Source organism: Streptomyces sp. NPDC057474 (assembly GCF_042802555.1).
In the GTDB taxonomy this organism is placed as follows: domain Bacteria; phylum Actinomycetota; class Actinomycetes; order Streptomycetales; family Streptomycetaceae; genus Streptomyces.
The window spans coordinates 32,058-54,803 of record NZ_JBHVDX010000021.1 but is presented as its reverse complement, the minus strand read 5'-3'; the positions used below and the strand labels follow the sequence as shown (position 1 = coordinate 54,803).

The 22,746-nt window shown below is 72.3% G+C and carries 16 protein-coding genes and 1 pseudogene; 9 read left to right on the top strand and 8 right to left on the bottom strand.

The genetic code is table 11. The features are described 5' to 3' along the window. The first annotated feature begins 2 nt into the window (after positions 1-2). Positions 3-1,361 carry a cytochrome P450 gene (locus ACFU53_RS08860; RefSeq protein WP_383987908.1) on the top strand — a complete coding sequence of 453 codons (1,359 nt, stop codon included), beginning with the start codon at positions 3-5 and terminating at the stop codon, positions 1,359-1,361. A 254-nt stretch (positions 1,362-1,615) separates the two neighbouring features. Here the strand turns inward: ACFU53_RS08860 and ACFU53_RS08855 are convergent, their stop codons facing one another. Continuing rightward, positions 1,616-2,521 carry an amidohydrolase family protein gene (locus ACFU53_RS08855; protein ID WP_383987845.1) on the bottom strand — a complete coding sequence of 302 codons (906 nt, stop codon included), beginning with the start codon at positions 2,519-2,521 and terminating at the stop codon, positions 1,616-1,618. Continuing rightward, positions 2,518-4,092: a histidine ammonia-lyase gene (gene hutH / locus ACFU53_RS08850; RefSeq protein WP_383987842.1), complete on the bottom strand. Its 1,575-nt coding sequence runs from the start codon at positions 4,090-4,092 to the stop codon at positions 2,518-2,520. Before hutH ends, ACFU53_RS08855 begins: the two co-directional genes overlap by 4 nt. Positions 4,093-4,278: 186 nt before the next feature. On the opposite strand from hutH, the gene ACFU53_RS08845 reads away from it, so the two are divergent. The 5 genes from ACFU53_RS08845 (at position 4,279) to ACFU53_RS08825 (ending at position 8,877) form a co-directional block, all read left to right on the top strand. Then, a complete protein-coding gene (locus ACFU53_RS08845) occupies positions 4,279-5,499 on the top strand; it encodes an ABC transporter ATP-binding protein (protein WP_383987839.1) in 1,221 nt (406 codons plus the stop codon). Next, complete coding sequence (locus ACFU53_RS08840) at positions 5,496-6,161, top strand: ABC transporter permease (RefSeq protein ID WP_383987836.1); 666 nt, start codon at positions 5,496-5,498, stop codon at positions 6,159-6,161. The genes ACFU53_RS08845 and ACFU53_RS08840 overlap by 4 nt, the downstream gene beginning before the upstream one ends. Next, positions 6,158-6,847: an ABC transporter permease gene (locus ACFU53_RS08835; protein ID WP_383987833.1), complete on the top strand. Its 690-nt coding sequence runs from the start codon at positions 6,158-6,160 to the stop codon at positions 6,845-6,847. Before ACFU53_RS08840 ends, ACFU53_RS08835 begins: the two co-directional genes overlap by 4 nt. A gap of 78 nt (positions 6,848-6,925) precedes the next feature. Next, positions 6,926-7,849: an ABC transporter substrate-binding protein gene (locus tag ACFU53_RS08830; protein WP_383987905.1), complete on the top strand. Its 924-nt coding sequence runs from the start codon at positions 6,926-6,928 to the stop codon at positions 7,847-7,849. 113 nt (positions 7,850-7,962) lie between these two features. Continuing rightward, positions 7,963-8,877 carry a MurR/RpiR family transcriptional regulator gene (locus tag ACFU53_RS08825; RefSeq protein ID WP_383987830.1) on the top strand — a complete coding sequence of 305 codons (915 nt, stop codon included), beginning with the start codon at positions 7,963-7,965 and terminating at the stop codon, positions 8,875-8,877. A 27-nt stretch (positions 8,878-8,904) separates the two neighbouring features. On the opposite strand, the gene ACFU53_RS08820 is transcribed toward ACFU53_RS08825, so the two are convergent. Further along, the gene (locus ACFU53_RS08820; RefSeq protein WP_383987902.1) at positions 8,905-10,587 is read right to left on the bottom strand and encodes a protein kinase; all 1,683 of its coding nucleotides are present in this window, start codon (positions 10,585-10,587) and stop codon (positions 8,905-8,907) included. A 508-nt stretch (positions 10,588-11,095) separates the two neighbouring features. On the opposite strand from ACFU53_RS08820, the gene ACFU53_RS08815 reads away from it, so the two are divergent. The 3 genes from ACFU53_RS08815 (at position 11,096) to ACFU53_RS08805 (ending at position 17,074) form a co-directional block, all read left to right on the top strand. Continuing rightward, positions 11,096-12,793, top strand: coding sequence for a serine/threonine-protein kinase (locus tag ACFU53_RS08815; protein WP_383987827.1), 1,698 nt, complete (start codon positions 11,096-11,098; stop codon positions 12,791-12,793). A gap of 282 nt (positions 12,794-13,075) precedes the next feature. Beyond that, entirely contained in the window at positions 13,076-16,450 is a 3,375-nt protein-coding gene (locus tag ACFU53_RS08810; protein ID WP_383987824.1) for a pyruvate carboxylase, read from the top strand. 324 nt (positions 16,451-16,774) lie between these two features. Then, on the top strand, positions 16,775-17,074 hold the full coding sequence (locus ACFU53_RS08805; RefSeq protein WP_383987821.1) for a hypothetical protein: 300 nt from the start codon (positions 16,775-16,777) through the stop codon (positions 17,072-17,074). Here the strand turns inward: ACFU53_RS08805 and ACFU53_RS08800 are convergent. The 5 genes and pseudogenes from ACFU53_RS08800 to ACFU53_RS08780 form a co-directional block, all read right to left on the bottom strand. After that, entirely contained in the window at positions 17,007-17,411 is a 405-nt protein-coding gene (locus ACFU53_RS08800) for a hypothetical protein (protein WP_383987818.1), read from the bottom strand. The two genes, ACFU53_RS08805 and ACFU53_RS08800, sit on opposite strands and share 68 nt — an antisense overlap. A gap of 93 nt (positions 17,412-17,504) precedes the next feature. Beyond that, a complete protein-coding gene (locus tag ACFU53_RS08795) occupies positions 17,505-19,448 on the bottom strand; it encodes an ABC transporter ATP-binding protein (protein WP_383987900.1) in 1,944 nt (647 codons plus the stop codon). Further along, positions 19,394-19,795: pseudogene (locus ACFU53_RS08790) on the bottom strand (ABC transporter permease subunit); the annotation flags it as partial. The gene ACFU53_RS08795 and the pseudogene ACFU53_RS08790, both read right to left, overlap by 55 nt. 356 nt (positions 19,796-20,151) lie before the next feature. Further along, positions 20,152-21,111: an ABC transporter permease gene (locus ACFU53_RS08785; protein ID WP_383987815.1), complete on the bottom strand. Its 960-nt coding sequence runs from the start codon at positions 21,109-21,111 to the stop codon at positions 20,152-20,154. Continuing rightward, positions 21,108-22,688 (bottom strand): ABC transporter substrate-binding protein, encoded by a 1,581-nt coding sequence (locus ACFU53_RS08780; RefSeq protein ID WP_383987812.1) that lies wholly within the window; start codon positions 22,686-22,688, stop codon positions 21,108-21,110. Before ACFU53_RS08780 ends, ACFU53_RS08785 begins: the two co-directional genes overlap by 4 nt. Between the last annotated feature and the right edge of the window lie 58 nt (positions 22,689-22,746).

Genomic DNA, 22,746 nt, shown 5'->3' with positions numbered 1-22,746 from the left:
CGATGTCTCCCGAACCGCTGCTGACCCGGGACTACGAGACGCGTCCCTCGCTGGTGTACGAGCGGCTGCGGCAGCGGCACGGCGCGGTGGCGCCGGTCGATCTGCTGGGCGTACCCGCCTGGCTGGTCCTGGGCTATCGCGAGGCGCTCCAGGTGCTCCAGGACGACGACGGCTGGCCCAAGGGCCTGGAGAACTGGCGGGCCCGGACCGAGGGCAGGGTCCCCGCCGACTGGCCGCTCGGGCCCTCCCTGGAGGTCAACCACGTACTGATCCAGGGCGGCCCCGGCTACCGGACGCTGCGGACGGCGTGGGACCAGGCGCTCAGGCCGTTCCAGGACCCGCGCAACCCCCAGGCGAAGCGGCTGAAGTCGGCCGTGACCGCCTACGCCGACGAGCTGATCACCCTGATGGGGCAGGCGGGCGGCACGGGGCTGGCGGACCTGTCCGCGCAGTTCTCCCGGCCCCTGCCGCTGATGGTGGCCAGCCATCTGCTCGGCTTCCCCGGTTCCCAGGGCGACGACGCCCTGATGGACATGTGGCGGGTACTGGACGCGGGCCCCGACGCGGGGCCCGCCCTGGACCGGCTGCTGGGCGCGCTGGCGGAACTGGCGGAGCTGAAGCTGAAGACGCCGGGCGAGGACTTCCCGTCCCACCTGCTGGCCGCCCACCCGGACCTTTCGCTCGACGAGCTGGCCCGCGAACTGTTCATGCTGCTGGGTATGACGTCCGACCACGTCGGCATCCTCATCTCCAACACGGTCGTCGAGGTCCTCTCGGGCGAGGACAGCGTGCGGGCCAGCCTCTCCGCCGGCATGGTCCGGGAGGCCATGAACCGGGTCGTCATGCGGAAGCCGCCGCTGGTGAACTTCGTGCCGAGGTTCGCGGCCAAGGACACCCCGCTCGGCAACTACACGATCCGCGCGGGCGACCCGGTCTGGGTCTCCTCCGCCGCGGCGCACGCCGACCCGCTCTTCGCCGACCACGTGGCACCCAGCACCACGGTCAGCACCCGGGCGCACCTGTCCTGGGGCGCGGGCCCGCGCCAGTGCCCGGCACGCGAACTCGCCTCGACGGTCGCGGCCGTCGGAGTGGGCCGGCTGTTCGAGCGGTTCGCCAACCTGGACCTCGCCCTCCCCGTCGACCAACTGCCCTGGCGTTCCTCGCCCTTCATGCGGGGCCTGCGCTCGCTGCCCGTACGGTACGAACTCGCGCAGACGGCCGAACGGCCGCCGGTGGACGGCCAGGCGGCGGAGCCGACGGGGGCGGGGGACGCGGCGGAGACGGTGACGCCGGACGTGTCCGCCCGGCAGCGCTCCTCGCTGTGGCGCTATCTCACGGGACTGATCCGCCCCGGCCGCTGACGCCGGCCCCGGGCTCCGGTCGCGGCGCCGCGACTTCTGCCGGATGACCCTGCCCGTCGTCCTGCGAGGGCAGCCGGCGTGTGGAGCCGAAGAACCCCGGCGACGGCTTCGCCTCCCTGTGGGCGAAGTCCGTCGACGCCGACGGCAACACCGCCGAGCACGGTGATCCGCGCGTACCGGCTGCGCCGACCGGCACGGGCGGGGCCGGCGAAGGAGGTCACGGGCTCCTCGTCGGGCCCGTGACTCCGGCGGCCTCAGCAGTCCTTCCCGGTGAGCAGCCGCCGGGGATTGGCGATGCGGAAGGCGTACGCCGCCGCCCCGCCCAGGCCGAAGCCGGGCTGTTGCGGGGGCTCGGCGTAGGGGCGGTCGGAGCCCTGGACGACGGCGTCCACGCCGAGCGCGCGGACCACGGCTTCGACGGCGGTCGGGCCGTAGGAGGACGTCTCGACGAAGACGTCCGGGTCCACTCCCGCCTCGCTCCCGCCGCTCCGGGCGGCGAAGCGCTCCCCGTGGAGCGGGGCGAGCCCGGCCAGCAGGGCGAAACACACCCGAAGGCGGGGGTGACGGGGCCGGCCGAAGGCGCGGAAGGCGAACCAGGCGGAGTGCATCTGCTGTACGTAGGGGACCATCGCGGGCCACCAGCCGGGTCCCTCGGAGCCGCCGGGCGCGGGCCCCGGGTGGACGAACAGCGGGAGGCCGCGTTCTTCGAGGAGGTCGAGGAGCGGGGCGCAGCGCGCGTAACCGGACGCGTCGGCCAGGGCGTTCGCCGGGAGCTGGAGGCCGACGAAGCCCCGGTCGAGGTCCCCGGCGGTCGCCTTCGCGTCGACGTCCCGTACGCAGGCGGCGGCCCAGGCACCGAACGGTTCGGGGAGCGCGGCCGCGCCCTCGTGGTAGGCGTCGAGCAGGGGGCGGGCCTCGGTCGCGGGCAGCCATTCCACGCCGATCGGGGAGGAGAGCGAGATGAGGGCCCGGCCGAGGCCGTCGGTGCCGGCGAGGTCCGCGCGGCGGGCGATGTCGTGGTCGGCGGGCGGGAGCTCGTAGGGCGGCTCGCCGTCGAGGAACAGGGTCCAGCCGTCCAGGAACGGTGGTTCGCGGCGTGACCGTAGGGCCGTCACCAGCGAGGGGGTCCACAGATGCTGGTGCACGTCGCAGTTGGTCATGCCGCTCCTCCCACCAAGGCCGACGCTTCCCCGGTCAGGGCGCGCAGTGTGCTCCGGACGTCGTCGCATTCCAGGATGTCGCGGCGCACCGTCTCCACGTCCACCCCGCACGGCCGGTCGTCGTCCAGGCGGGGAACCACTGCCCGGATCGCGCGCCGCAGGAACTCCGGACCCCGCCCCAGTACGGCCGGAGCCGCCAGATCCACCGCCTGCGCGGCGACCACGGCCTCCACGGCGAGCACCTGCCGCAGCCGGGTGAGCACCGTCGTGAGCCGCCGGGCGCCCAGCGACGCGTTGGTCGAGTCGTCCTCGACGGCCGCCGCGCCATGACGGGGGTCGGTGGACACGGGGACGGACAGCATGCGGATCTCGGCGACGAGCGCCTGCGCCGTCTTGGTCAGCGGCGCGAAGCCCGAGCGTTCCGGGCCGTACGGCGAGAGGTTCGCCGGCAGTCCGCTGACGGCGGGGTCGAGCAGGCGGCGCATGCGTTCGGCGGAGACCGACGCGGTCTGTGTCAGCGCCAGCGCGAGGGTGTCGAAGGCGAGGGCCAGGGCCGGGGTGTGGAAGTTGCCGGAGGAGAGGATTTCGCCCGTGTCCGCCACGACCACCGGGTTGTCGCCGCAGCCGTTCAGCTCGGGGTCCAGCGCGGCGGCGGCGAAGTCCAGCGCCGCGTACGCGGCTCCGTGCACCTGGGCCGCGCAGCGCAGACTGACGGGGTCCTGGACCCGCCGCGCGTGCCGGGGATCGGTCAGCTCGCCGCCGTCCAGCAGGGCGAGCAGTCCGCCCGCCGCGCGGGACTGACCGGGGGCGGGACGCAGGGACAGCACCCGCGCGTCGAGCGGGCTGGTGTTGGCCCGGAAGCCCTCGTAGGTGAGCGCCGTGACCGCCTGCGCCAACGCGAGGACGGCGGCCGTCTCGTGCAGGGCGAGGGCGCCCTGCCCGGCCGCCAGCGGGCTCGCGCCGCACAGCACATGTCCGTCCTTCGGCCCCAGTGCGGCCGGGGCGAGCCCCGCCCGCCGCAGTGCCGTGGCGCCGTCGAGCACCTCGCCGCCGAACTCGGCGTCGCCCTCCCCGATGACGACCAGCCCGACATGGGCCATCTGGCACAGATCGGAGGCGCCGATCGACCCCACCTCCGGGATCACGGGGTGCACCCGCGCGTTGAGCAGGTCCACGAGCAGTCGCAGGATCTCCGGTCGTACGCCGCTGCCCCCGCTCGCGATGCCGTTGGCGCGGGCGAGGAGCGCGGCCCGTACGACGGGCACCGGCAGCGGATCGCCGACCGCGTGGGCCCGCCCCCGGACCGTACGCACGCTGAAGACCTCCAGCTCGTCGCGCGGCAGCGCGTACGACGAGCGGGTGCCGAGGCCCGTCGTCAGGCCGTACGTCGGCACCTGGCGGTCGACGACGTCCTCGACGACGGCCCGGTCACGTGCCAGCCGGGGGAGAACCTCGTCCGCGAGGGCGACCGGGGCTCCGTGCCGGGCGACGGCCACGACCTCGTCGTACGACAGCGTCCGCCCGTCGACGACGACCTCCGCGCCTTCGCTCGTCCCCGTCCCGAACCGCATGGGGTGTCTCCCCTTCCTCTGAGCCGCCCCATTATGAAGGGGAGTAAACATCGCAGACAGTGAAGAATTCGGGCATCCCCGGTGCGACTTGCTGTGAACGTAACGTGCCGTTCACAAAATTCCATTGACTGTCATTCAGTCACCGACAACTCTGCATGACCATATGCAGTCGGGTAAGGGGCAGTCTTGATCAGATTCGACGCGGTGAGCAAAAAATATCCAAACGGCACGACAGCGGTGGACGACCTGTCCCTGGAACTGGCCGAGGGTGGCATCACGGTCCTGGTCGGTCCTTCCGGCTGCGGCAAGACCACCACTCTGCGCATGATCAACCGCATGGTGGAGCCGACCGCAGGCACGGTGAGCCTGCGCGGCCGGGACATCCGGGAGGTCAACGCGCCCGAGCTGCGCCGGGGCATCGGGTATGTGATCCAGCACGCGGGGTTGTTCCCGCACCGCACCATCCTGGACAACATAGCCACCGTTCCGCTGCTGTTGGGGTGGGGCAAGAAGAAGGCGCGGGCCCGGGCGGCGGAGCTGCTCGAACTGGTGGGCCTGCCCGCCGAGATGGCCAAGCGCTACCCGAACCAGCTCTCCGGCGGGCAGCAGCAGCGCGTCGGGGTGGCCAGGGCGCTGGGCGCCGACCCGCCGGTGCTGCTGATGGACGAGCCGTTCAGCGCGGTCGACCCGATCGTGCGGGCGGAGCTGCAGGCCGAGTTCATCCGGCTGCAGAAGGAGCTGCACAAGACGATCGTGTTCGTCACCCATGACATCGACGAGGCCATCAAACTCGGCGACAACATCGCCGTGTTCCGCACCGGCGGCAAGCTCGCCCAGTTCGACACGCCCGAGCGGCTGCTCGCCAGTCCCGCCGACGACTTCGTGGCCGACTTCGTGGGGCAGGACCGGGGCATCCGCCGGCTCTCCTTCGTCGACGCGGCCGAACTGCCGCTGCGCGACGGCCCGGTGCTGCCGGCCGCCTCTCCCGTCGCCGAGGCCCGGACGGCGGACGCGCCCTGGGTGCTCGTCGTCGACGACGCCCGGCGGCCGCTCGGCTGGGCCGCGACCGACGCGCTGCCGGACACCGGAACCCTCGCGGACGCGCCCCTGGCCCCCCTCGGCCACACCTTCAGCCTCGTCGGAGACTCGGCACGGGCCGCCCTCGACTCGGCCCTCCTGTCACCCGCCCGCCTCGCGGTGGCCGTCGACGCGGAGGGCGCGGTCGTCGGAGTCACGGACGCGCACGAGTTGTCCGCCGGAGCGGTCGCCGCCGAGCGGTCTGCCGGGGCGACGGCCGGGGGAGTGCCGGCCGCCGGGAGTGCGTCGGCCGAAGTCGCCTCGGCCGCGCCCAAGTTGACCGTGGACAAGTCGTCCCCCGCCGACACCCCGGGCGACGGTGACCGATGAGCGACGACGAACCGCTGGTCCGGTGGCAGTGGATAGCCGACCACACGGCCGAACTCGCCGAGTACACCGGCATCCACCTCAGACTCGGCCTGCTGCCGGTGCTGCTCGGGCTGATCATCTCCGTGCCGCTCGGCATCCTGTGCCACCGCTGGCGCTGGCTCTACCCGCCGGTGTTGACCGTGTCGAACATCCTGTACTCGATCCCGTCCCTCGCCCTGTTCATGATCTTCGTCCGGTACACCGGGCTGACCGAACAGACGGTGATGATCCCGCTGACGCTCTACACCCTGTCGGTGCTGGTCCCCAACGTGGTCGACGGCCTCGCCTCGGTCCCCGAGTCCGTCCGGCTCGCGGCCACCGCGATGGGATTCGGCGCCGTACGCCGGGTCGTCCAGGTCGAGTTGCCGATCGCCGTACCCGTCGTCATCGCCGGCGTACGCGTCGCCGCCGTCTCGTCCATCAGCCTCGTCGCCGTGGGACAGCTGATCGGACAGGGCGGCCTCGGCTACTACATCACCCGCGGTCTCCAACTCGACTTCCCCACCCCGATCGTCACCGCGATCGTCCTGATCATGCTGCTCGCCCTTGCCACCGACGCGTTGCTGGTCCTGGCACAGCGGCTGCTCACCCCGTGGTCCCGGAACAAGGTGACGTCGGCATGAACGATTTCCTGAACCAGATGGAGCTCGTGGGGGACTGGCTGACGTCCTCGGCGCAGTGGCACGGAGACGAGGGCATCCCGCAGCGGCTGGTGGAGCATCTCACCTACAGCGGACTGTCGTTGCTGTTCGCCGCCGTCATCGGGCTGACGTTCGGACTGCTCGTCGGGCACACCGGCCGCGGTGCCTTCGCCGTGGCCAGCGTGGCCAACCTCGCCCGCGCGATTCCCACCTTCGGCCTGGTCGTCCTCGTCGTCACGCTCGCCGGGCTCAGCACCACGCCCGTCCTGGTCGCCCTGGTCGCCCTCGCGGTACCGCCGATCCTCATCAACACCTTCGAAGGGGTGCGGGGCGTGGACCCCGCCACCCGGGACGCCGCGCGCGGGGTCGGCATGACCGAGTGGGAGGTCCTGACCCGGGTCGAGGTGCCGATGGCGCTGCCGCTGATCCTCCTCGGACTGCGGGTCGCCGCGATCCAGGTCGTGGCCACCGCGACCGTCGCCGCCTACCCCGGGCTCGGCGGCCTGGGCCGCTACATCGTCGACGGACTCTCCCGCAACGACTACGGGTTGGTCATCGGCGGCTCCACGGTCGTCGTCGCCCTCGCGCTCGTCGTGCAGGTCGTGTTCACCGCACTGCGACGCGTCGTGGTCTCGCCGGGCCTGAGGGGCACGGCGTCGAAGTCCTGAACATTCCGCATCCTGAACTCTTCTGATCCGAATTTTTCGAGCCCCCGGGCTCCGAGAGAGGAAACACCCATGCGAGGCATGTACCGAGGCGCCGCGTTCGGCCTGATCACCGCACTCACCCTGACCGCCTGCGGCGGTGGCGGTGACAGCGACGACAATCCGCTGGCGGGCGACAGCGGTGGCGGGGAGGGCAATTCCATCGTCGTCGGCTCGGCGAACTTCCCCGAGAACCAGCTGCTCGCCGAGATCTACTCACAGGCCCTGGAGGGCAAGGGCCTGAAAGTGACCCGGAAGTTCGACATCGGGGCCCGCGAGGTCTACTACGACCAGGTGGTCAAGGGCGGCATCGGCGTCTTCCCCGAGTACAACGGCGCCCTGCTGTCGGTGGCGGTCGACAAGAACAGCACCGCGACCAGCACCGAGGACATCAACGCCGAACTGAAGGAGAAGCTGCCGTCGTCGGTGGAGATACTCGACTCCGCCGCGGCTGAGGACAAGGACTCGGTGACGGTCACCGCCGAGACCGCCGCCAAGTACAACCTCAAGACCCTCGCCGACCTCAAGCCGGTCGCGGGCGACATGACGATCGGCGCCGGGTCGGAGTTCAAGACCCGTACGCAGGGCGGTGTCGGCCTGAAGAAGGTCTACGGCGTGGACTTCGGGAAGTTCCAGCCGCTCGACGCGGGTGCCCAGAGCACCCTGGTGAAGCTGCTGAAGGACGACAAGGTGCAGGCCGCCAACCTCTACACCACCGACCCCGCCATCGTCGCGGACAAGCTGGTGGTCCTGGAGGACCCGAAGAACCTCTTCTCCTCGCAGAACGTCACGCCCCTCGTCTACAAGGACGCGGTGAACGACAAGGCGAAGGAGGCGCTCAACTCCGTCTCCGCCAAGCTCACCACCGAGGACCTGCTGGAGATGATGAAGAAGCTCGTCAACGACAAGGAGGACGCCGACACCGTCGCCAAGGACTGGCTGACGTCCACCGGCCTCGCGGGCTGACCGTTCTCGGTCACGCCCGCACCGTCCGCCCCCGCTCCTGCCCGGCACCGCGCACCGACCACCCCGCCGGGCAGGGGGAGGGGACCGAGCACGACGAACGGCTGGGAGACCAGATGACGGACGCTGTCGGCACCGAAGGACCTGGCGGAGTCGGCACCGGAAGACCCGATGGTGTCGGCACCGAAGGACGCGACGGGGGCGGCGCGGCAGCGCGGCTGCAGCAGCTCTTCGAAGGCCGTCGGCTCACCCCGACACAGCGCCGCATCGCGCACTGCCTGGTCCGGCAGGCGGCGGACGTGCCCTATCTGTCGAGCGTGGAACTGGCCCGGCTGGCCGGTGTCAGCCAGCCCTCGGTGACCCGCTTCGCGGTCGCCCTCGGATTCGACGGCTATCCGGCCCTGCGCGCCCGACTACGGGCGGTCGCACCCACCGGGAACGGCTTCGACGGACAGTCGGCCAACCCGTACCAGCGTGCTGTGCAGGCCGAGATCGACAATCTGCGGCACTTGGCATCCCTGCTCACGGACCCCGAACCCGTCGAACGCGCGGGCCGTCTGCTCGCCGCCTCCCGGCCGCTGCCGGTGCTCGGGCTGCGCGCCTCCGCCGCCCAGGCCCGCGGCTTCGCCTACTTCGCGGCGAAGGTCCACACCGGTGTACGGCTGCTCGACGAGGGCGGCTCGCTGCTCGCCGACCGCATCGACGCGGCGCGGCAGGCCGGCGCGAGCGCGCTCCTGTGCTTCGCGCTGCCCCGCCACCCGCGCGAACTCCTCGACGCCCTCGCCCATGCCCGCGCCGCCGGCCTCACGGTGGTGACCGTCGCCGACGGCACCTTCGCCCCGGTCGCCGCCCACAGCGACCTGCTGCTCCCCGCCGCCGTGGGCACCGGCCTGGTCTTCGACACCGTCAGCGCCCCCATGCTGCTGGGCCAGGTCCTCCTGGAGGCGATGTGCGACGCCCTCCCGGACGCCCAGGCCCACCTGGAGGAGTTCGACGCGCGGGCCGCGGCGCGTGGACTGTTCGTCGACTGACCGGCGCGGCTCGGCGAGCAGCCCCTCTCACTCCGTGGAGCGCAACGCGGTCCAGACGCGCGGCCGTACGACGCCGTCGGTGACCAGCAGCCCCTTGTCCCGCTGGAAGCTCTGCACCGCGGCCTCCGTCCCGGCGTCGAACTCGCCGTCCACGCCGCCGCCCCCGAGGCTGTAGCCGCGCTTGGACAGCATGCACTGCACCTGCAGGACGCGTTTGCCCGTGTTCCCCAGACGGGTGCGTCCGTTGCCGTAGTAGTACGTGCAGTCCGTGAGCCAAGCCGGGGACGAGGGCTCGGTGGAAGCGAGGCTCGGGGTCGGCGTGGTCTCGGTGGGCGCGCTGGTCTTGGGGGCGGGTGCGGTGGAGTCCGTGTGCGGGTCGTCGTCGCCGGTGGCGGACCCCGAGCCCGAGCCGGAATCGGAGGCGTCGGGGCGCGCGGTGTCGCCGTCGGCCGAGGGGCGGTCGTCCTCGCCGGACACCTCCGAGACCTCCGATCCGCCGTCCGGGTCGGCGTCCGCACCGCCCGAGGCCGCGGTCGCCGACACCGAGGCGGCGTCGCCGGGCAGGGCGTCGGCGGACGTCGCCGTACCCCGCTGCGGCGAGGCCGTGGTGGTGGCGGGGCTCAGGAGGGTGAGTGCGACGACACCGGCGGTCGCCATGCAGAGAGCCAGACCGGCGGCTCCGATCAGCACCCGCTTGCGGCGGGTCCGGGTGCGGGGCGGCGTCGGACGTAACGGCTGGGCCGGTGCGTCGGCGGACGGACTCGGCGGTGCGGCGGCGGGGGCCGACGCCTTGACCAGTGGTTCGGGGCCGGGCTGTTCGAGGGGAAGGCGGCGCAGGGTGTCGCACGCCCGCTGCCGGGCGAGCACCCTGCCGCCCAGCGGTTCGGGCCAGTCGAAGGCCCCGGACGGTCCCGCCGCCTCGGAGCCCGGGGAGTCGGGCCCGGCCGCCTCGATCAGCTGCCCCGGCGTCGGCCGCTGTCCGGGCTCCTTGGCCAGGCCGGCGGAGAGCAGTGCGGCGAGCGGCGCGTCGGCCGCCGCGATCTCGGCGAGCACATCCGGGTTGGGCTCCTCGAACGCCACCCGGTGCATGACGTCGACGCCGGTGCCGTCGCCGAACGGGGCTCTGCCGGTGGCCGCGAAGACCAGGGTGCAGGCCAGGGAGAACACGTCCGACGCGGTGTCGCACGCGCCCGTGCGCAGGTACTCCGGCGACATGTAGGCCGGGGTGCCGACCCGGTTGCCCGTGCCGGTGATCGCGCTCGCGTCGGCGGCCTTCGCGATACCGAAGTCGATGACGTGCGCGCCCCGGGCGGACAGCAGGACGTTGGACGGCTTCAGGTCCCGGTGCACGATCCCCGCGGCGGAGAGGTCGGCGAGGGCCTGCCCCAGCTCCGCCACCAGCCGCCGGACGGCGACGGCCGGCAGGGGACCGTCCTCGTGCACGGCGGCCGCGAGATCGAGCCCCGGCAGATACTCGGTGGCCATCCACAGCAGTTCGTCCCGGAAGCCCGTGCCGGCCAGGCGCGGCATGCGCGGGGTGCGCACCCGGCTGTGCACCGACGCCTCCTGCTCGAACCGACGGCGGAACCGCACGTCCTCCGCGTACTCGGGCCTGATCACCTTCACCGCGACGAGGTCGGGGCCGCCGTCCGCGGGGCGCGCCAGATAGACGCGCCCCATCCCGCCGCTGCCGAGCAGCCCCAGAGACATATACGGACCGATACGGTCCGGGTCGCCGGGGCGCAGGGGCAGCGCCCCCGCCTGGCGCAGCGCCGGAGCCGTCTCTGCCGTCGGACGCGATGGCACCGGCCGCTGGTCTGACACAACACCCCCGAAGTGACTTTTGGCGTACGTCAGTTCGCCCCCAAGAAAACTGAGGCTAGCTCAGCATGGGCTCATGTTCCGGGTTATCGGTCACTTCCGCCCCCACCAGTGGCTCAGGAAGCCGCGCGTCGCACCTCCGTCGTGCCCGAGCCGACCGGGCCGATCCGCAGCACCGTGCCCTCCCGATCGTCGACCTCGCCAACGAGATCCTCGCTCTCTGGGCCGCCCCCCGATCGTCCGGACCGTCCTCGCAGGCGACCTCGGCCCCTTGGCCCAGCCGGTGGCGGTGTTCGGTGGACGAACCCGGCGTTCCGGTGTCACCGGGCTCGGCTAGAGTCTCGCCTCACCTCGGTCGGACGTCCTGGCCGGGGCTGCGCGCTGGGGGTACGGCAACATGGGGCCCGAAAGAACGGACCTGCCCGGTTACGAGATCCAGGAGGTCCTGGGCCAGGGCGGATTCGCCACGGTGTACCGGGCCCGGCAGCTGGCCGTGGGCCGGGAGGTCGCGCTGAAGGTGGACAGCAGGGTGCTGTCCACACCGCGCGACCGACAACGCTTCATGCGCGAGGTCACGGCCGCCGGGCAACTGTCAGGCCACCCCCATGTGGTCCCGGTGTATGACGCCGGGGTCCTCGCCGACAACCGCCCCTACATGGTCCTGGAGCTGTGCCCCGGCGGCTCCCTGGGCGACCGGCTGCACCGGCAGGGCGCGCTCCCGGCCAAGGAGGCACGCGACATCGGCGTGGGCCTCGCCGACGCGGTGACCGCCGCCCACGCCGCCGGGGTGCTGCACCGCGACATCAAGCCCGGCAACGTCATGGTCAACCGGTACGGGGGTGTCGCCCTCACCGACTTCGGCCTCGCCGCCATGCCGCAGCCGGGACGCGAACTGTCCGTGACCCGGGAGGCGTTGACCCCTGCTTACGCGCCGCCCGAGGCCTTCCACATGGCGGACCCCAGCCCGGCCGGCGACGTGTACTCACTGGCCGCGACCGTCTACGCCCTGCTGAACGGCCGCCCGCCGCACTACCCGGACGACGGCACCCAGCTCAGCCTCGCCGAACTGATCGTGCGCCACACCTGGCCGTACGCCGACCTCCCCGGACTGCCGCCCGCGTTCAACTCGGCGCTCCGGTACGCCCTCGCAGCCGACCCCGCCCACCGCCTGTCCGACGCGGGCGCGTTCCGCGACGCCCTCGCCGCGGTCGACCTCGACACCGTGGACCTGGGAGGCGGCGGTGGCGGAGTGGGAGGTGGCGGCACCGGCTTCGGCCCGGCGCCCAGCATGACGACGGTTCCGGCGTATCGGGACGCGCCGCCCACGACGATGCCGCCGTATGGGGACCCGCCGCCCACGACGATGCCGCCCTACGGGGTCGTGCCGCCGGGCTGGGGTGGTACGACCGTGGCTCCCGGGGCGGGCGGGACGGGCGGCACCACCGTCGTTCCCGGCCCCGGTGGCGACGGCGGGCGGAAGGGGGCGGCGCGGCGTCGGCCGGCGGTGATCGCCGTACTGGCGGCCGTGGCCGTCTCCGTGAGCGTGTCGGTCACCGTGGTGACGTACCAGAACGGCGACGACGATGACGGTGGTGGAGGTGGCTCCTCCGCAGCCGCCTCGCCGTCCGCCGGTGCCACCGCCGAGGGCAAGGGCACCTCGGAGTTCGGGGTGGCGACCACGACGGAGAACTGCCCCGCGACGGATGTCGACGGTGTGGGCGGCCGGTGCGTCACGACCCCGGAGTGCTGGAGCGGCATCGTCGACATCTCCGGCATCGTCACCGTCAGCCGTGCGGACTGCCAGACCAAGCACGTGTGGGAGACCTTCGCGATCGCGCCGCTGCCGGAGGACGGCATGACGAACAACGCGCGGGACCTCATCAAGCATCCGGACGTCAAGGCGCTGTGCTCGCAGAAGGTCATGGCCGCGACCATGACCTCCGAGGGCCGTGACGTCGCGGACGAGTGGAACGTCGACATCATCCCGCCGTCGGCGGCGGAGTGGGACAAGGGGCTGCGCGTCTACCGCTGTGTGGCCGCGGCGGTCACGGACGACGGCGAGAAGACGGGAAGCCAGTTCGCGGTGGAGGGGTGAACGGGAGCCGGTTCGCGCGGCCGGGATGAACGGTACCTGGACGATCCGGCCGCCCTGGGTGGTGACGTCCCCGTTGTCGAGGGCCTTGCCGCTCTGCCGACTGGTGAGTCGGTAACGGCCGCACCCCAGGGCCGGGCGGGGCACACGGGACACGCGGCCCGCAGGGGCTCCGTCACGTAGGCCAGACCTCCGATCACCCGTCAGTGACGGGACTCTCATGGCACGTCGGCCGCATTGCCGCGACCATGGTGTTCCTCACCAGGCAGGCCGAAGGGATCGGGAATGCTCCGCAAGGTACTGGTCGCCAACCGTGGCGAGATCGCGATCCGCGCGTTCCGCGCCGGCTATGAAGTGGGCGCGCGGACGGTCGCCGTCTTCCCCCACGAGGACCGCAACTCGCTGCACCGGCTCAAGGCCGACGAGGCTTACGAGATCGGCGAACCGGGACACCCCGTGCGGGCCTATCTCTCCGTCGAGGAGATCATGCGCGCCGCCCGGCTGGCGGGCGCCGACGCCGTCTACCCGGGCTACGGGTTCCTGTCCGAGAACCCGGAGCTGGCCCGGGCCTGCGAGGAAGCGGGCATCACGTTCGTCGGGCCCAGCGCCCACATCCTCGAACTGACCGGCAACAAGGCGCGCGCGGTGGCCGCCGCCCGCGCCGCCGGCGTACCGGTCCTCGGCTCCTCCGAGCCCTCCACCGACGTGGACGAACTGGTCCGCGCCGCCGACGACGTCGGCTTCCCCGTGTTCGTCAAGGCCGTCGCCGGTGGCGGCGGACGCGGAATGCGCCGCGTCGAGGACCCCGCCGCGCTGCGCGAGTCCATCGAGGCCGCCTCCCGCGAGGCCGCCTCCGCGTTCGGCGACCCCACCGTCTTCCTGGAGAAGGCCGTCATCGAGCCCCGCCACATCGAGGTGCAGATCCTCGCCGACGGCCAAGGCAACGTGATCCACCTCTTCGAGCGCGACTGTTCGGTGCAGCGCCGCCACCAGAAGGTCATCGAGCTGGCCCCCGCGCCGAACCTCGACCCGGCCCTGCGCGAGAGGATCTGCGCCGACGCCGTACGGTTCGCCCGGGAGATCGGCTACCGCAACGCGGGCACCGTCGAGTTCCTCCTCGACCGCGACGGCAACCACGTCTTCATCGAGATGAACCCCCGTATCCAGGTCGAGCACACGGTCACCGAGGAGGTCACCGACGTCGACCTCGTGCAGTCCCAGCTTCGCATCGCCGCCGGGGCGACCCTCGCCGACCTCGGTCTCTCCCAGGAGAGCATCACCCTGCGCGGCGCCGCACTCCAGTGCCGTATCACCACCGAGGACCCGGCGAACGGCTTCCGCCCCGACACCGGCCGTATCAGCGCCTACCGCTCACCCGGCGGCTCCGGCATCCGCCTCGACGGCGGCACCACCCACGCCGGTACGGAGATCAGCGCCCACTTCGACTCCATGCTGGTCAAACTGACCTGCCGGGGCCGGGACTTCACCACAGCCGTCAACCGGGCCCGGCGCGCGGTCGCCGAGTTCCGTATCCGCGGCGTCGCCACGAACATCCCGTTCCTGCAGGCCGTCCTCGACGACCCCGACTTCCAGTCCGGCAACGTCACCACGTCGTTCATCGAGCAGCGCCCGCACCTGCTCACCTCCCGGCACTCCGCCGACCGGGGCACGAAACTGCTCACCTATCTGGCCGACGTGACGGTCAACAAGCCGCACGGCGAACGCCCCGCCCTCATCGACCCGGCCACCAAGCTGCCGCGGCCCACCGTCACCGAACCCCCGGCCGGCTCGAAGCAGAAGCTCGTCGAGCTCGGCCCGGAGGGCTTCGCCCGCTGGCTGCGCGAGTCGCCGACCATCGGCGTCACCGACACCACGTTCCGGGACGCCCACCAGTCGCTGCTCGCCACCCGGGTCCGTACGAAGGACATGCTCGCCGTCGCCCCCGTGGTCGCCCGGACCCTGCCGCAGCTGCTCTCCCTGGAGTGCTGGGGCGGCGCCACCTACGACGTCGCCCTCCGCTTCCTCGCCGAGGACCCCTGGGAGCGCCTGGCCGCCTTCCGGGCCGCCGCGCCCAACATCTGCCTCCAGATGCTGCTGCGGGGCCGCAACACCGTCGGGTACACGCCGTACCCGACCGAGGTGACCGACGCCTTCGTCCAGGAGGCCACCGAGACCGGCATCGACATCTTCCGGATCTTCGACGCGCTCAACGACGTGGGCCAGATGCGGCCCGCCATCGACGCCGTACGAGCCACCGGCACGGCCGTCGCCGAGGTCGCCCTCTGCTACACCTCCGATCTCTCCAACCCCGCCGAGCAGCTCTACACCCTCGACTACTACCTCCGGCTGGCCGAGCAGATCGTCGAGGCGGGCGCCCACGTCCTGGCCGTCAAGGACATGGCGGGACTGCTGCGCGCCCCGGCCGCCACGAAGCTCGTGACGGCCCTGCGCCGCGAGTTCGACCTGCCGGTGCACATCCACACCCACGACACGGCGGGCGGCCAGCTCGCCACGTACCTCGCCGCGATCCAGGCCGGCGCCGACGCCGTGGACGGGGCCGTGGCGTCCATGGCGGGCACCACCTCGCAGCCGTCGCTGTCGGCGATCGTGGCCGCGACCGACTACTCCGACCGGCCCACCGGCCTCGACCTGCAGGCCGTCGGCGACCTGGAGCCCTACTGGGAGAGCGTCCGCCGGATCTACGCCCCCTTCGAGGCGGGCCTCGCCTCACCCACCGGACGGGTCTACGACCACGAGATCCCCGGCGGCCAGCTCTCCAACCTCCGCACCCAGGCCGTCGCGCTCGGCCTCGGCGACCGCTTCGAGGACATCGAGGCGATGTACACCGCCGCCGACCGCATCCTCGGCCACCTGGTCAAGGTCACCCCCTCCTCCAAGGTGGTCGGCGACCTCGCCCTGCACCTCGTCGGTGCCGGAGTCGCACCCGCCGACTTCGAGGCCACCCCGGAACGCTTCGACATCCCCGACTCCGTCATCGGCTTCCTGCGCGGCGAGCTGGGCACCCCGCCCGGCGGCTGGCCCGAGCCGTTCCGCAGCAAGGCCCTCCAGGGCCGCGCCGACGCCAAGCCCGTCCAGGACCTGAACGCCGAGGACCGCACGGGACTGGAGAAGGACCGGCGCGCCACCCTCAACCGGCTGCTGTTCCCCGGCCCGACGCGCGAGTTCGAGACCCACCGCCAGACCTACGGCGACACCAGCGTCCTCGACAGCAAGGACTTCTTCTACGGCCTCGGCCCCGGCAAGGAGTACGCCGTCGACCTGGAGCCCGGCGTCCGGCTCCTCATCGGGCTGGAGGCCGTCGGCGAGGCCGACGAACGCGGTATGCGCACGGTGATGTCCACCCTGAACGGCCAACTGCGGCCGATCCAGATCCGCGACAAGGCCGCCTCCTCCGACATCCCCGTCACCGAGAAGGCCGACCGCTCCGACCCCGGCCATGTCGCCGCCCCGTTCGCCGGCGTGGTCACCCTCGCGGTCGCCGAGGGCGACGAGGTCGCGGCGGGCGCAACGGTCGCCACCATCGAGGCCATGAAGATGGAGGCCACCATCACCGTCCCGAAGGCCGGACGCGTGTCCCGCCTGGCCATCAACAAGATCCAGCAGGTGGAGGGCGGCGACCTGCTGGTCGAGATCGTTTGACCCTCCCGCGGGCGGTACCGCGACCAGTCGACCGGACCCCGGCCCGCCGGACCCCGGTTTACCGGAACGGTGCCGCCCGCATCCGTGCGGTCCTCTGCCATTGCGGCCCGTTGCGACCCGCCCGAGTCCGGACGGGTCGGAACGCGGGTGCGGGGCGGCGCGAGGAGGACGGGCGATGACGACCACCGGTGGTACGCCGAAGGCGGAGCGACAGCGGCTGGCGGAGGCCGACGCGGGCGAGGCGCCCTGGCGGAGCTGGGGGCCTCCCGGACCGTTCCCCACTGACGCTCACAGCGCTGGGGGACCCGGGGAGGAGCCCCTGTCATGACGGTGATCCACGAGATCAACACCCGCGTCTGGCTGAGTGGGTTGAGCGAACGGTACGGGCGCCGCGTCACCCTCGGCGACGTGCCCGGCGAGGTCTGGGACGAGGTCGTGCTGCCGGGCCTCGACACCGTCTGGCTGATGGGGGTGTGGGAGCGCAGCCCCGCCGGCCTGCGCATCGCCCTGCACGACGAGAGCCTGATGGCGTCGCTCCGCGCGGCTCTGCCCGACCTCACCGAGGCGGACATCGCCGGATCCCCGTACTGCGTACGGAACTACGTAGAACGTTGTCGCCGGTGACCTTCGTGACGCGCAGATCACCGACGCCGAACCGGCTGTCGACCTCGATGGACATGGGCTGGGACACGGCGAGTTCGCAGCGCCCGTCGAAGCAGGCGTCGACATCGGTGCCGTCGGCCGCGCCCGATCCGCCGTCGCCGTCGCCGCCGTCCTCGCTGTCATTGGGGGCATCGCTGTCGCCGTCGCTGTCGTCGTGGTCGCCCTCGATCCGCTCCGGTTTCAGCGCGACGTCCTGCCCGACCACCGTGTCGTGGGCGAGCCACACATCGCCGCTGCGGCCGGCCCCGATGACCTCCCTGAGGACGAAGCGGCCGGCGAATTGTTCCCCGGAACGCACGGCTCCCCCCTTCACCCGGTTCACGACGCGCGCACCCCACTTGGCCACGTGCGTCCCACGAAGTTACTGCGCGTGGCGATCAGTTCGCCCTACCTACCCGGAGCCTGCATCAGACGTCCCCATGTGTAGAGGCTGTGGGACGGGAGGGCGGCGGGGAGGGGTACGGAACGCATCGGAACCGAGCCCCGCCGAAGCCGCCATGAGCGAGGCCGTGAACGGGTGTTGTGGGGCGGTGAGGATGTGTCGGGTGGGGCCCTGCTCGATGACGTGTCCGGCGTCCATGACCGCGATGCGGTGCGCTACGGCGGCTGTGTCCAGGTCATGGGTGATCAGGACGAGGGCCGGGCCGGTCCCCCTGCCCGTTCCGTCGCTGTCGCTGTCGCTGTCGCTGTCGCTGTCGCCCTCGCCCTCGACGAGCAGGGCTGTGAGGACGTCGAGGATGCCACGCCGGGTGACCGTGTCGAGGCCCGAGGTGATCTCGTCGCAGATCAGGACGCGGGGGTGGGCGAGGAGGGCGCGGGCCAGGGCGGCGCGCTGGAGTTCGCCGCCGGAGAGCTGGGCGGGACGTCGGCCTACCAGTTCCGGTGGGAGGCCGAGGCGGGTCAGGGTGGTCAGCGCCTCGGCCTCGGCGGTGCGGTCGTCGGCACCGCGCAGCCGGATCGCTGTGCGGGCGACCTGGCGCAGGACCGGACGGTGCTCGTCGAAGGCGGCGCGGGCGTCCTGGAAGACGTACTGCACCGCCGCCAACTGCCCCCGGCTGCGGTCGCGCAGGCTGCGTGGCAGGGGAGTGCCGTCGAGGAGGATCTCGCCGTCGTGGTCGCGGTGAAGCCCGGCGAGACAGCGGGCGAGCGTGGTCTTGCCGCTGCCCGAGCGCCCGACCACAGCCAGCAACTCACGTGCGTGCAAGGTGAGTTCGGGTGCCTGCACGACCACCGTCGTGCCGCGTGAGCCGTCGCGGTGGCGGGCCGCGAGAGCGCGTACGCGCAGCACGGGCGCGACGGCCGCCGGGGCGCCCCGGTCGTGGGATTCCGTGTCCGTGTTCGCGGCCACCTCCGCTTCCATCGCCTTCTCTGTGAACGACGGCTGTGCGCACAGGAGTTGGCGGGTCCATCCATGCCGGGGCGCCGACCACACCCGCTGTGTCGGACCCGACTCCACGACACGCCCCGCTCGCATGACATGGACCTCGTCGGCGAGCGCGTGTACGACGTCGAGGTCGTGGCTGAGCAGGACGACCGCGATGCCGCGCGCCGCGACCGCAGCCAACTGCTCGACGATGAGGCTCTTGGTCAACGCGTCCTGGCCGGTGGTGGGTTCGTCGGCGACGATGACCCGGGCGCCGAGCAGGAGGGCCTGGGCGAGGACGACGCGTTGCTGCTGACCACCGGAGAGCTGATGCGGGTAGCGGTACAACAAGGGCTCGGCGTCAGGGAGTTGGGCATCCGTCAGGGCTCGCAGCACGCGTTCCCGGGCTGCGGTTCGGCGTGCGCCACGAGGCAGATGACGTATCTGCGTGCGGGCGATGTCGGTCAGGAGGGCGGTGCTCCGGCGGGCGGGGTTGAGGACGGCCGCCGGATGCTGAGGCACGTACCCGACGAGGCCGTCGGCCGCGACGCGGACGCCGCCGGTGACGCGCGCGCCCGCCGGGAACTCACCGAGCAGGGCCAGCCCGGTGGTCGTCTTCCCGCTGCCCGAGGCACCCACCAGCGCGGTGACCTTGCCGGACAGCACCCGCAGACTCACCCCGTCGACGATCGCCCGGTCGCCCACCTCGACCCGCAGGTCTGTGATCTCGGCCAGGGGTGCCGGGGCAGCTTGTCCGGTCCCGTCGTCGTACTGCTTCATGAACGTCGTTCCTTCCGTACCCGGCACCGGTTGCGCTCGTGGCGCCCAACGCGCCCGCCGGGCTTCTCCAGCGCGGCGTCGAAGATGAGGTTGGTCCCCGTGGTCAGCGCGACGATCAGCAGAGCGGGCACGACCACGGCCCACGGCTGCACGAACAGACCCGTACGGTTGCGGTCGACCATCACCGCCCAGTCGGCGGCGTCAGGGGCCACCCCGACACCGAGGAACGCGGCCGTGGCGACCAGGTACAGCACGCCGGTCAGCCGGGTGCCGGCGTCGGCGCCGAGGGTGCGCAGGATGGTGCGGCCGACATAGCCGACGGCGGTACGCCACCAGGTCTCCCCCTGGAGGCGGAGCGCCTCGACGACCGGCCGGGCGGCGGCCTCCGTGGCGGCGGCGCGCACGAGGCGGGCGGCGTCCGGCACGTTGACCAGCGCCACGAGGAGGGCGAGGCCTACGGCTCCGGGCGTGAACACGGACGCGACCAGCAGGATCAGCAGCAGCGACGGGATCGCGATCACGACGTCCAGGGGCCGCATCAGCAGCTCCTCCAGCCAGCGCCGTTGGGTGAGTGCGGCGACCAGGCCGACCGGCAGTGCGACGAGATAGGCCAGCGTTCCGGCGCCGAGCGCGGTCAGCACGACCGGTCGGCCGCCGTGCAGCACCTGCTGCCACACGTCCCGGCCAACGAAGTCCGTGCCGAGCCAGTGCCCGTCGCCGAGGGTGAAGGACGTGGCCCGCACCCCCGGCTCACCCGCGAACACCGGACCCAGCAGGGCGAGGAGGAGAGGTACGACGATGACCGCGACGCCGAGCGCGAAGCGGCCCGTACGCCGCCGCCGGGGGCGGGAGAGGACGCCGGTGCCCGCCGCCGCGCCGATGTCCGCGCCCGTCGTCACGCCGCCACCCCCGCCCGAGGTGCGAGCCGTCGGGTGACGACGTCCGCGCCCAGGTTGAGGACGACGGTCAGGACGCCGAAGACCACGGCGAGGCCCTGGACGACGGGGACGTCGCGTTCGGCGACGGCGTTGAGGAGGACGGTGCCGAGTCCGGGGATCACGTAGAGGGCCTCCACGACGATGACGCCGCACAGCAACCAGTCGACGGTGCGGGCGAGTTGCTGGGCGGCGGGGGCGAGGGCGCCCGGGAGGGCGTGGGCGTAGCGGATGCGGGCGCCCGGGACGCCGTACCGGCGGGCGTGGGCGACGTAGGGGGAGGCGAGGGCGTCGACCATGCCGGCACGGACCAGGCGGACGAGGGAGCAGACCGGCCGGGAGAGCAGGACGAGGACGGGCAGGACGAGCGCGGCGGGGTGGGCGAGCAGGTCGGTGCCGTAGCCGACGGCGGTCGGCGGCAGCCAGCTCAGCTTCAGCGCGAAGACGGTCACCAGCAGTACACCGAGGGCGAACTCGGGGACCGCGTACACGGCGAGCGTCAGGGAGCTGACCAGCCGGTCGACGAGTCGGCCCTCGTGCCGGGCGGCCAGCACGCCAAGCCCGAAGCCGATCGGCACGAGCAGGGCCACGGTGAGCGCGGCGAGCAGCAGGGTCGGGCCGAAGCCGTCGGCGATGTACCGGCCGACCGGGCGGCCGGAGGTGAGGGAGGTGCCGAAGTCGCCGTGCAGCAGGCCGAGCGCCCAGTCGGCCAGCCGTTCGTGCACCGGCCGGTCGAGGTGCATCGCCTCGCGGATGGCGGCGACGCGCGCCGGGTCGGGCTGGTCGCCGGCGAGGGCGACCGCGGCGTCGCCCGGCAGCGCCTCGGTGAGCGCGAAGACCAGCAGCACGACGGCCACGGTCTGCGCCACGCCGAGGAGGAGCCGCCGGGCGACGAAGGAGCGAAGACCGCTTCCGCTCACGCGAGCCACACCTTGTCGAAGCGGGCCCAGTCGAGCGTGTTGGCGGGGGCCTTGGCCTCAACTCCCTTCACCGTCTTGGCCGTTCCGATGATCCAGTCGGCGAACCCCCAGATCAGGAAGCCGCCTTCGGCGTACAGCCGGCGTTGCATCCGCTCGTAGACTGCGGTCCGCTCCGTCTTGTCCCGCGTGGACTGTGCCTGCTGGTACAGCGCGTCGAAGTCCCTGTGCTGCCACTTGGTGGCGTTGGTGGTGGAGTCGGTGAGCAGCCGCTGCGAGATGTGCGCCTCGATGGGCATGGCGCCGGAGCGGTAGCAGGCGAGGGTGCCGGAGTCGAGGATGTCGCTCCAGTACGAGTCCTTGCTGCCCATCTTCACGTCGATCGTGACGCCCGCCTTCGCGGCCTGGTCGCGGAAGATGCCGGCCGCCTCGGTGAACCCGGCGGCCACGGCCGAGGTGTCCAGGCTGACCTTCAGCTTCTCGGCACCGGCCTGCTTCAGCAGGGCCCGGGCCCGGTCGAGATCCTGCTCGCGCTGCGGGAGGTCGGCGGCGTAGTACTCGTAGCCCATGCCGAAGAGGTCGTTGCCGACCACACCCGCCCCCGACAGGGCACCGTCGACGAGTTCCTGACGGTCGGCGATCAGGAAGAACGCTTCCCGCACCCGCTTGTCGTCGAAGGGTGCCCGGTCGGTCTTCATGCAGAACGCCTGCATGGCGCTGTTGCGCAGCCGGACGATCTCGATCTGCCCCTTGCCCTCATGGGCACGGGCGGTGGTGGGATTCAGCTCGTGGGCGTACTCGACCTGGCCGCCGAGGAGTGCGTTGACGCGGGCCGACTCCTCGTTGGCGACGACGAATTCGAGCTCGTCGAGGTGCGGGGCGCCCTCCCAGTAGGCGTCATACCGGCGGAAGACCGCCGAGCGGCCGGGGGCGAAGGACACGAAGCGGAAGGGGCCCGAGCCGATCGGCTTCTTGTCGAAGTCGGTGTCGGCGGTGTCCTCGGGCACGATGTACGCGCCGAACGCGGCCAGCACATTGGGGAACTCGGCGGTCGGCCGCTTCAGCGCGAACTCGATGCTCCGCTCACCGGTGGCACGGCTCGCGTCGAGGTCGATGGGCTCCAGGGACGCCTTCGCGCGGAACGCCTTCTCGGGGTCGGCGATACGACGGTAGCTGTACAGCACGTCCTGCGCGGTGACCGGCCTGCCGTCGTGGAACGTCGCCTCGCGCAGGGTGACCTGCCAGCGGTCCAGGGCCTTGTTCGACTCCCACTTCGCGGCGAGGCGCGGCTGCGCGGACAGGTCGGCCCCGTAGTCGGCGAGCTTGTCGAACAGCGCCTTGGCTCTGGCGACGTCGGCGAACAGACTGGCCAGGTGCGGGTCGAGGGTCTCACTGGCGCCGCCACCGGCGAACGCGGCACGCAGCCGCCCACCGCGCTTGGGTGCGCCGTCGTCGCTGCTCGCCTCGGAGTCGGTCCGGCCTCCGCCGCACGCTGTCAGGGCGAGCGCGCCGAGCGTGGCGGCGCCCGTGGCGGCGAGGAAACCGCGTCGTCGCAGACCGGAGAAACGTTCGTCGTGCATGAGGGTTCCTTGGGTGAGTGAGTGAGTGAGTGAGTGAGTGAGGTGAGGTGAGGTGAGG

Excerpts from the sequence above, each read along its gene's own strand:
- ACFU53_RS08860 (WP_383987908.1), top strand. The coding sequence starts at position 3 with ATGTCTCCCGAACCGCTGCTGACCCGGGACTACGAGACGCGTCCCTCG.
- ACFU53_RS08830 (WP_383987905.1), top strand. The coding sequence starts at position 6,926 with ATGTACCGAGGCGCCGCGTTCGGCCTGATCACCGCACTCACCCTGACC.
- ACFU53_RS08780 (WP_383987812.1), bottom strand. The coding sequence starts at position 22,688 with ATGCACGACGAACGTTTCTCCGGTCTGCGACGACGCGGTTTCCTCGCC.
- ACFU53_RS08820 (WP_383987902.1), bottom strand. The coding sequence starts at position 10,587 with ATGTCTCTGGGGCTGCTCGGCAGCGGCGGGATGGGGCGCGTCTATCTG.
- ACFU53_RS08835 (WP_383987833.1), top strand. The coding sequence starts at position 6,158 with ATGAACGATTTCCTGAACCAGATGGAGCTCGTGGGGGACTGGCTGACG.
- ACFU53_RS08805 (WP_383987821.1), top strand. The coding sequence starts at position 16,775 with ATGACGGTGATCCACGAGATCAACACCCGCGTCTGGCTGAGTGGGTTG.
- hutH (WP_383987842.1), bottom strand. The coding sequence starts at position 4,092 with ATGCGGTTCGGGACGGGGACGAGCGAAGGCGCGGAGGTCGTCGTCGAC.
- ACFU53_RS08825 (WP_383987830.1), top strand. The coding sequence starts at position 7,963 with ATGACGGACGCTGTCGGCACCGAAGGACCTGGCGGAGTCGGCACCGGA.
- ACFU53_RS08855 (WP_383987845.1), bottom strand. The coding sequence starts at position 2,521 with ATGACCAACTGCGACGTGCACCAGCATCTGTGGACCCCCTCGCTGGTG.
- ACFU53_RS08815 (WP_383987827.1), top strand. The coding sequence starts at position 11,096 with ATGGGGCCCGAAAGAACGGACCTGCCCGGTTACGAGATCCAGGAGGTC.
- ACFU53_RS08840 (WP_383987836.1), top strand. The coding sequence starts at position 5,496 with ATGAGCGACGACGAACCGCTGGTCCGGTGGCAGTGGATAGCCGACCAC.
- ACFU53_RS08810 (WP_383987824.1), top strand. The coding sequence starts at position 13,076 with ATGCTCCGCAAGGTACTGGTCGCCAACCGTGGCGAGATCGCGATCCGC.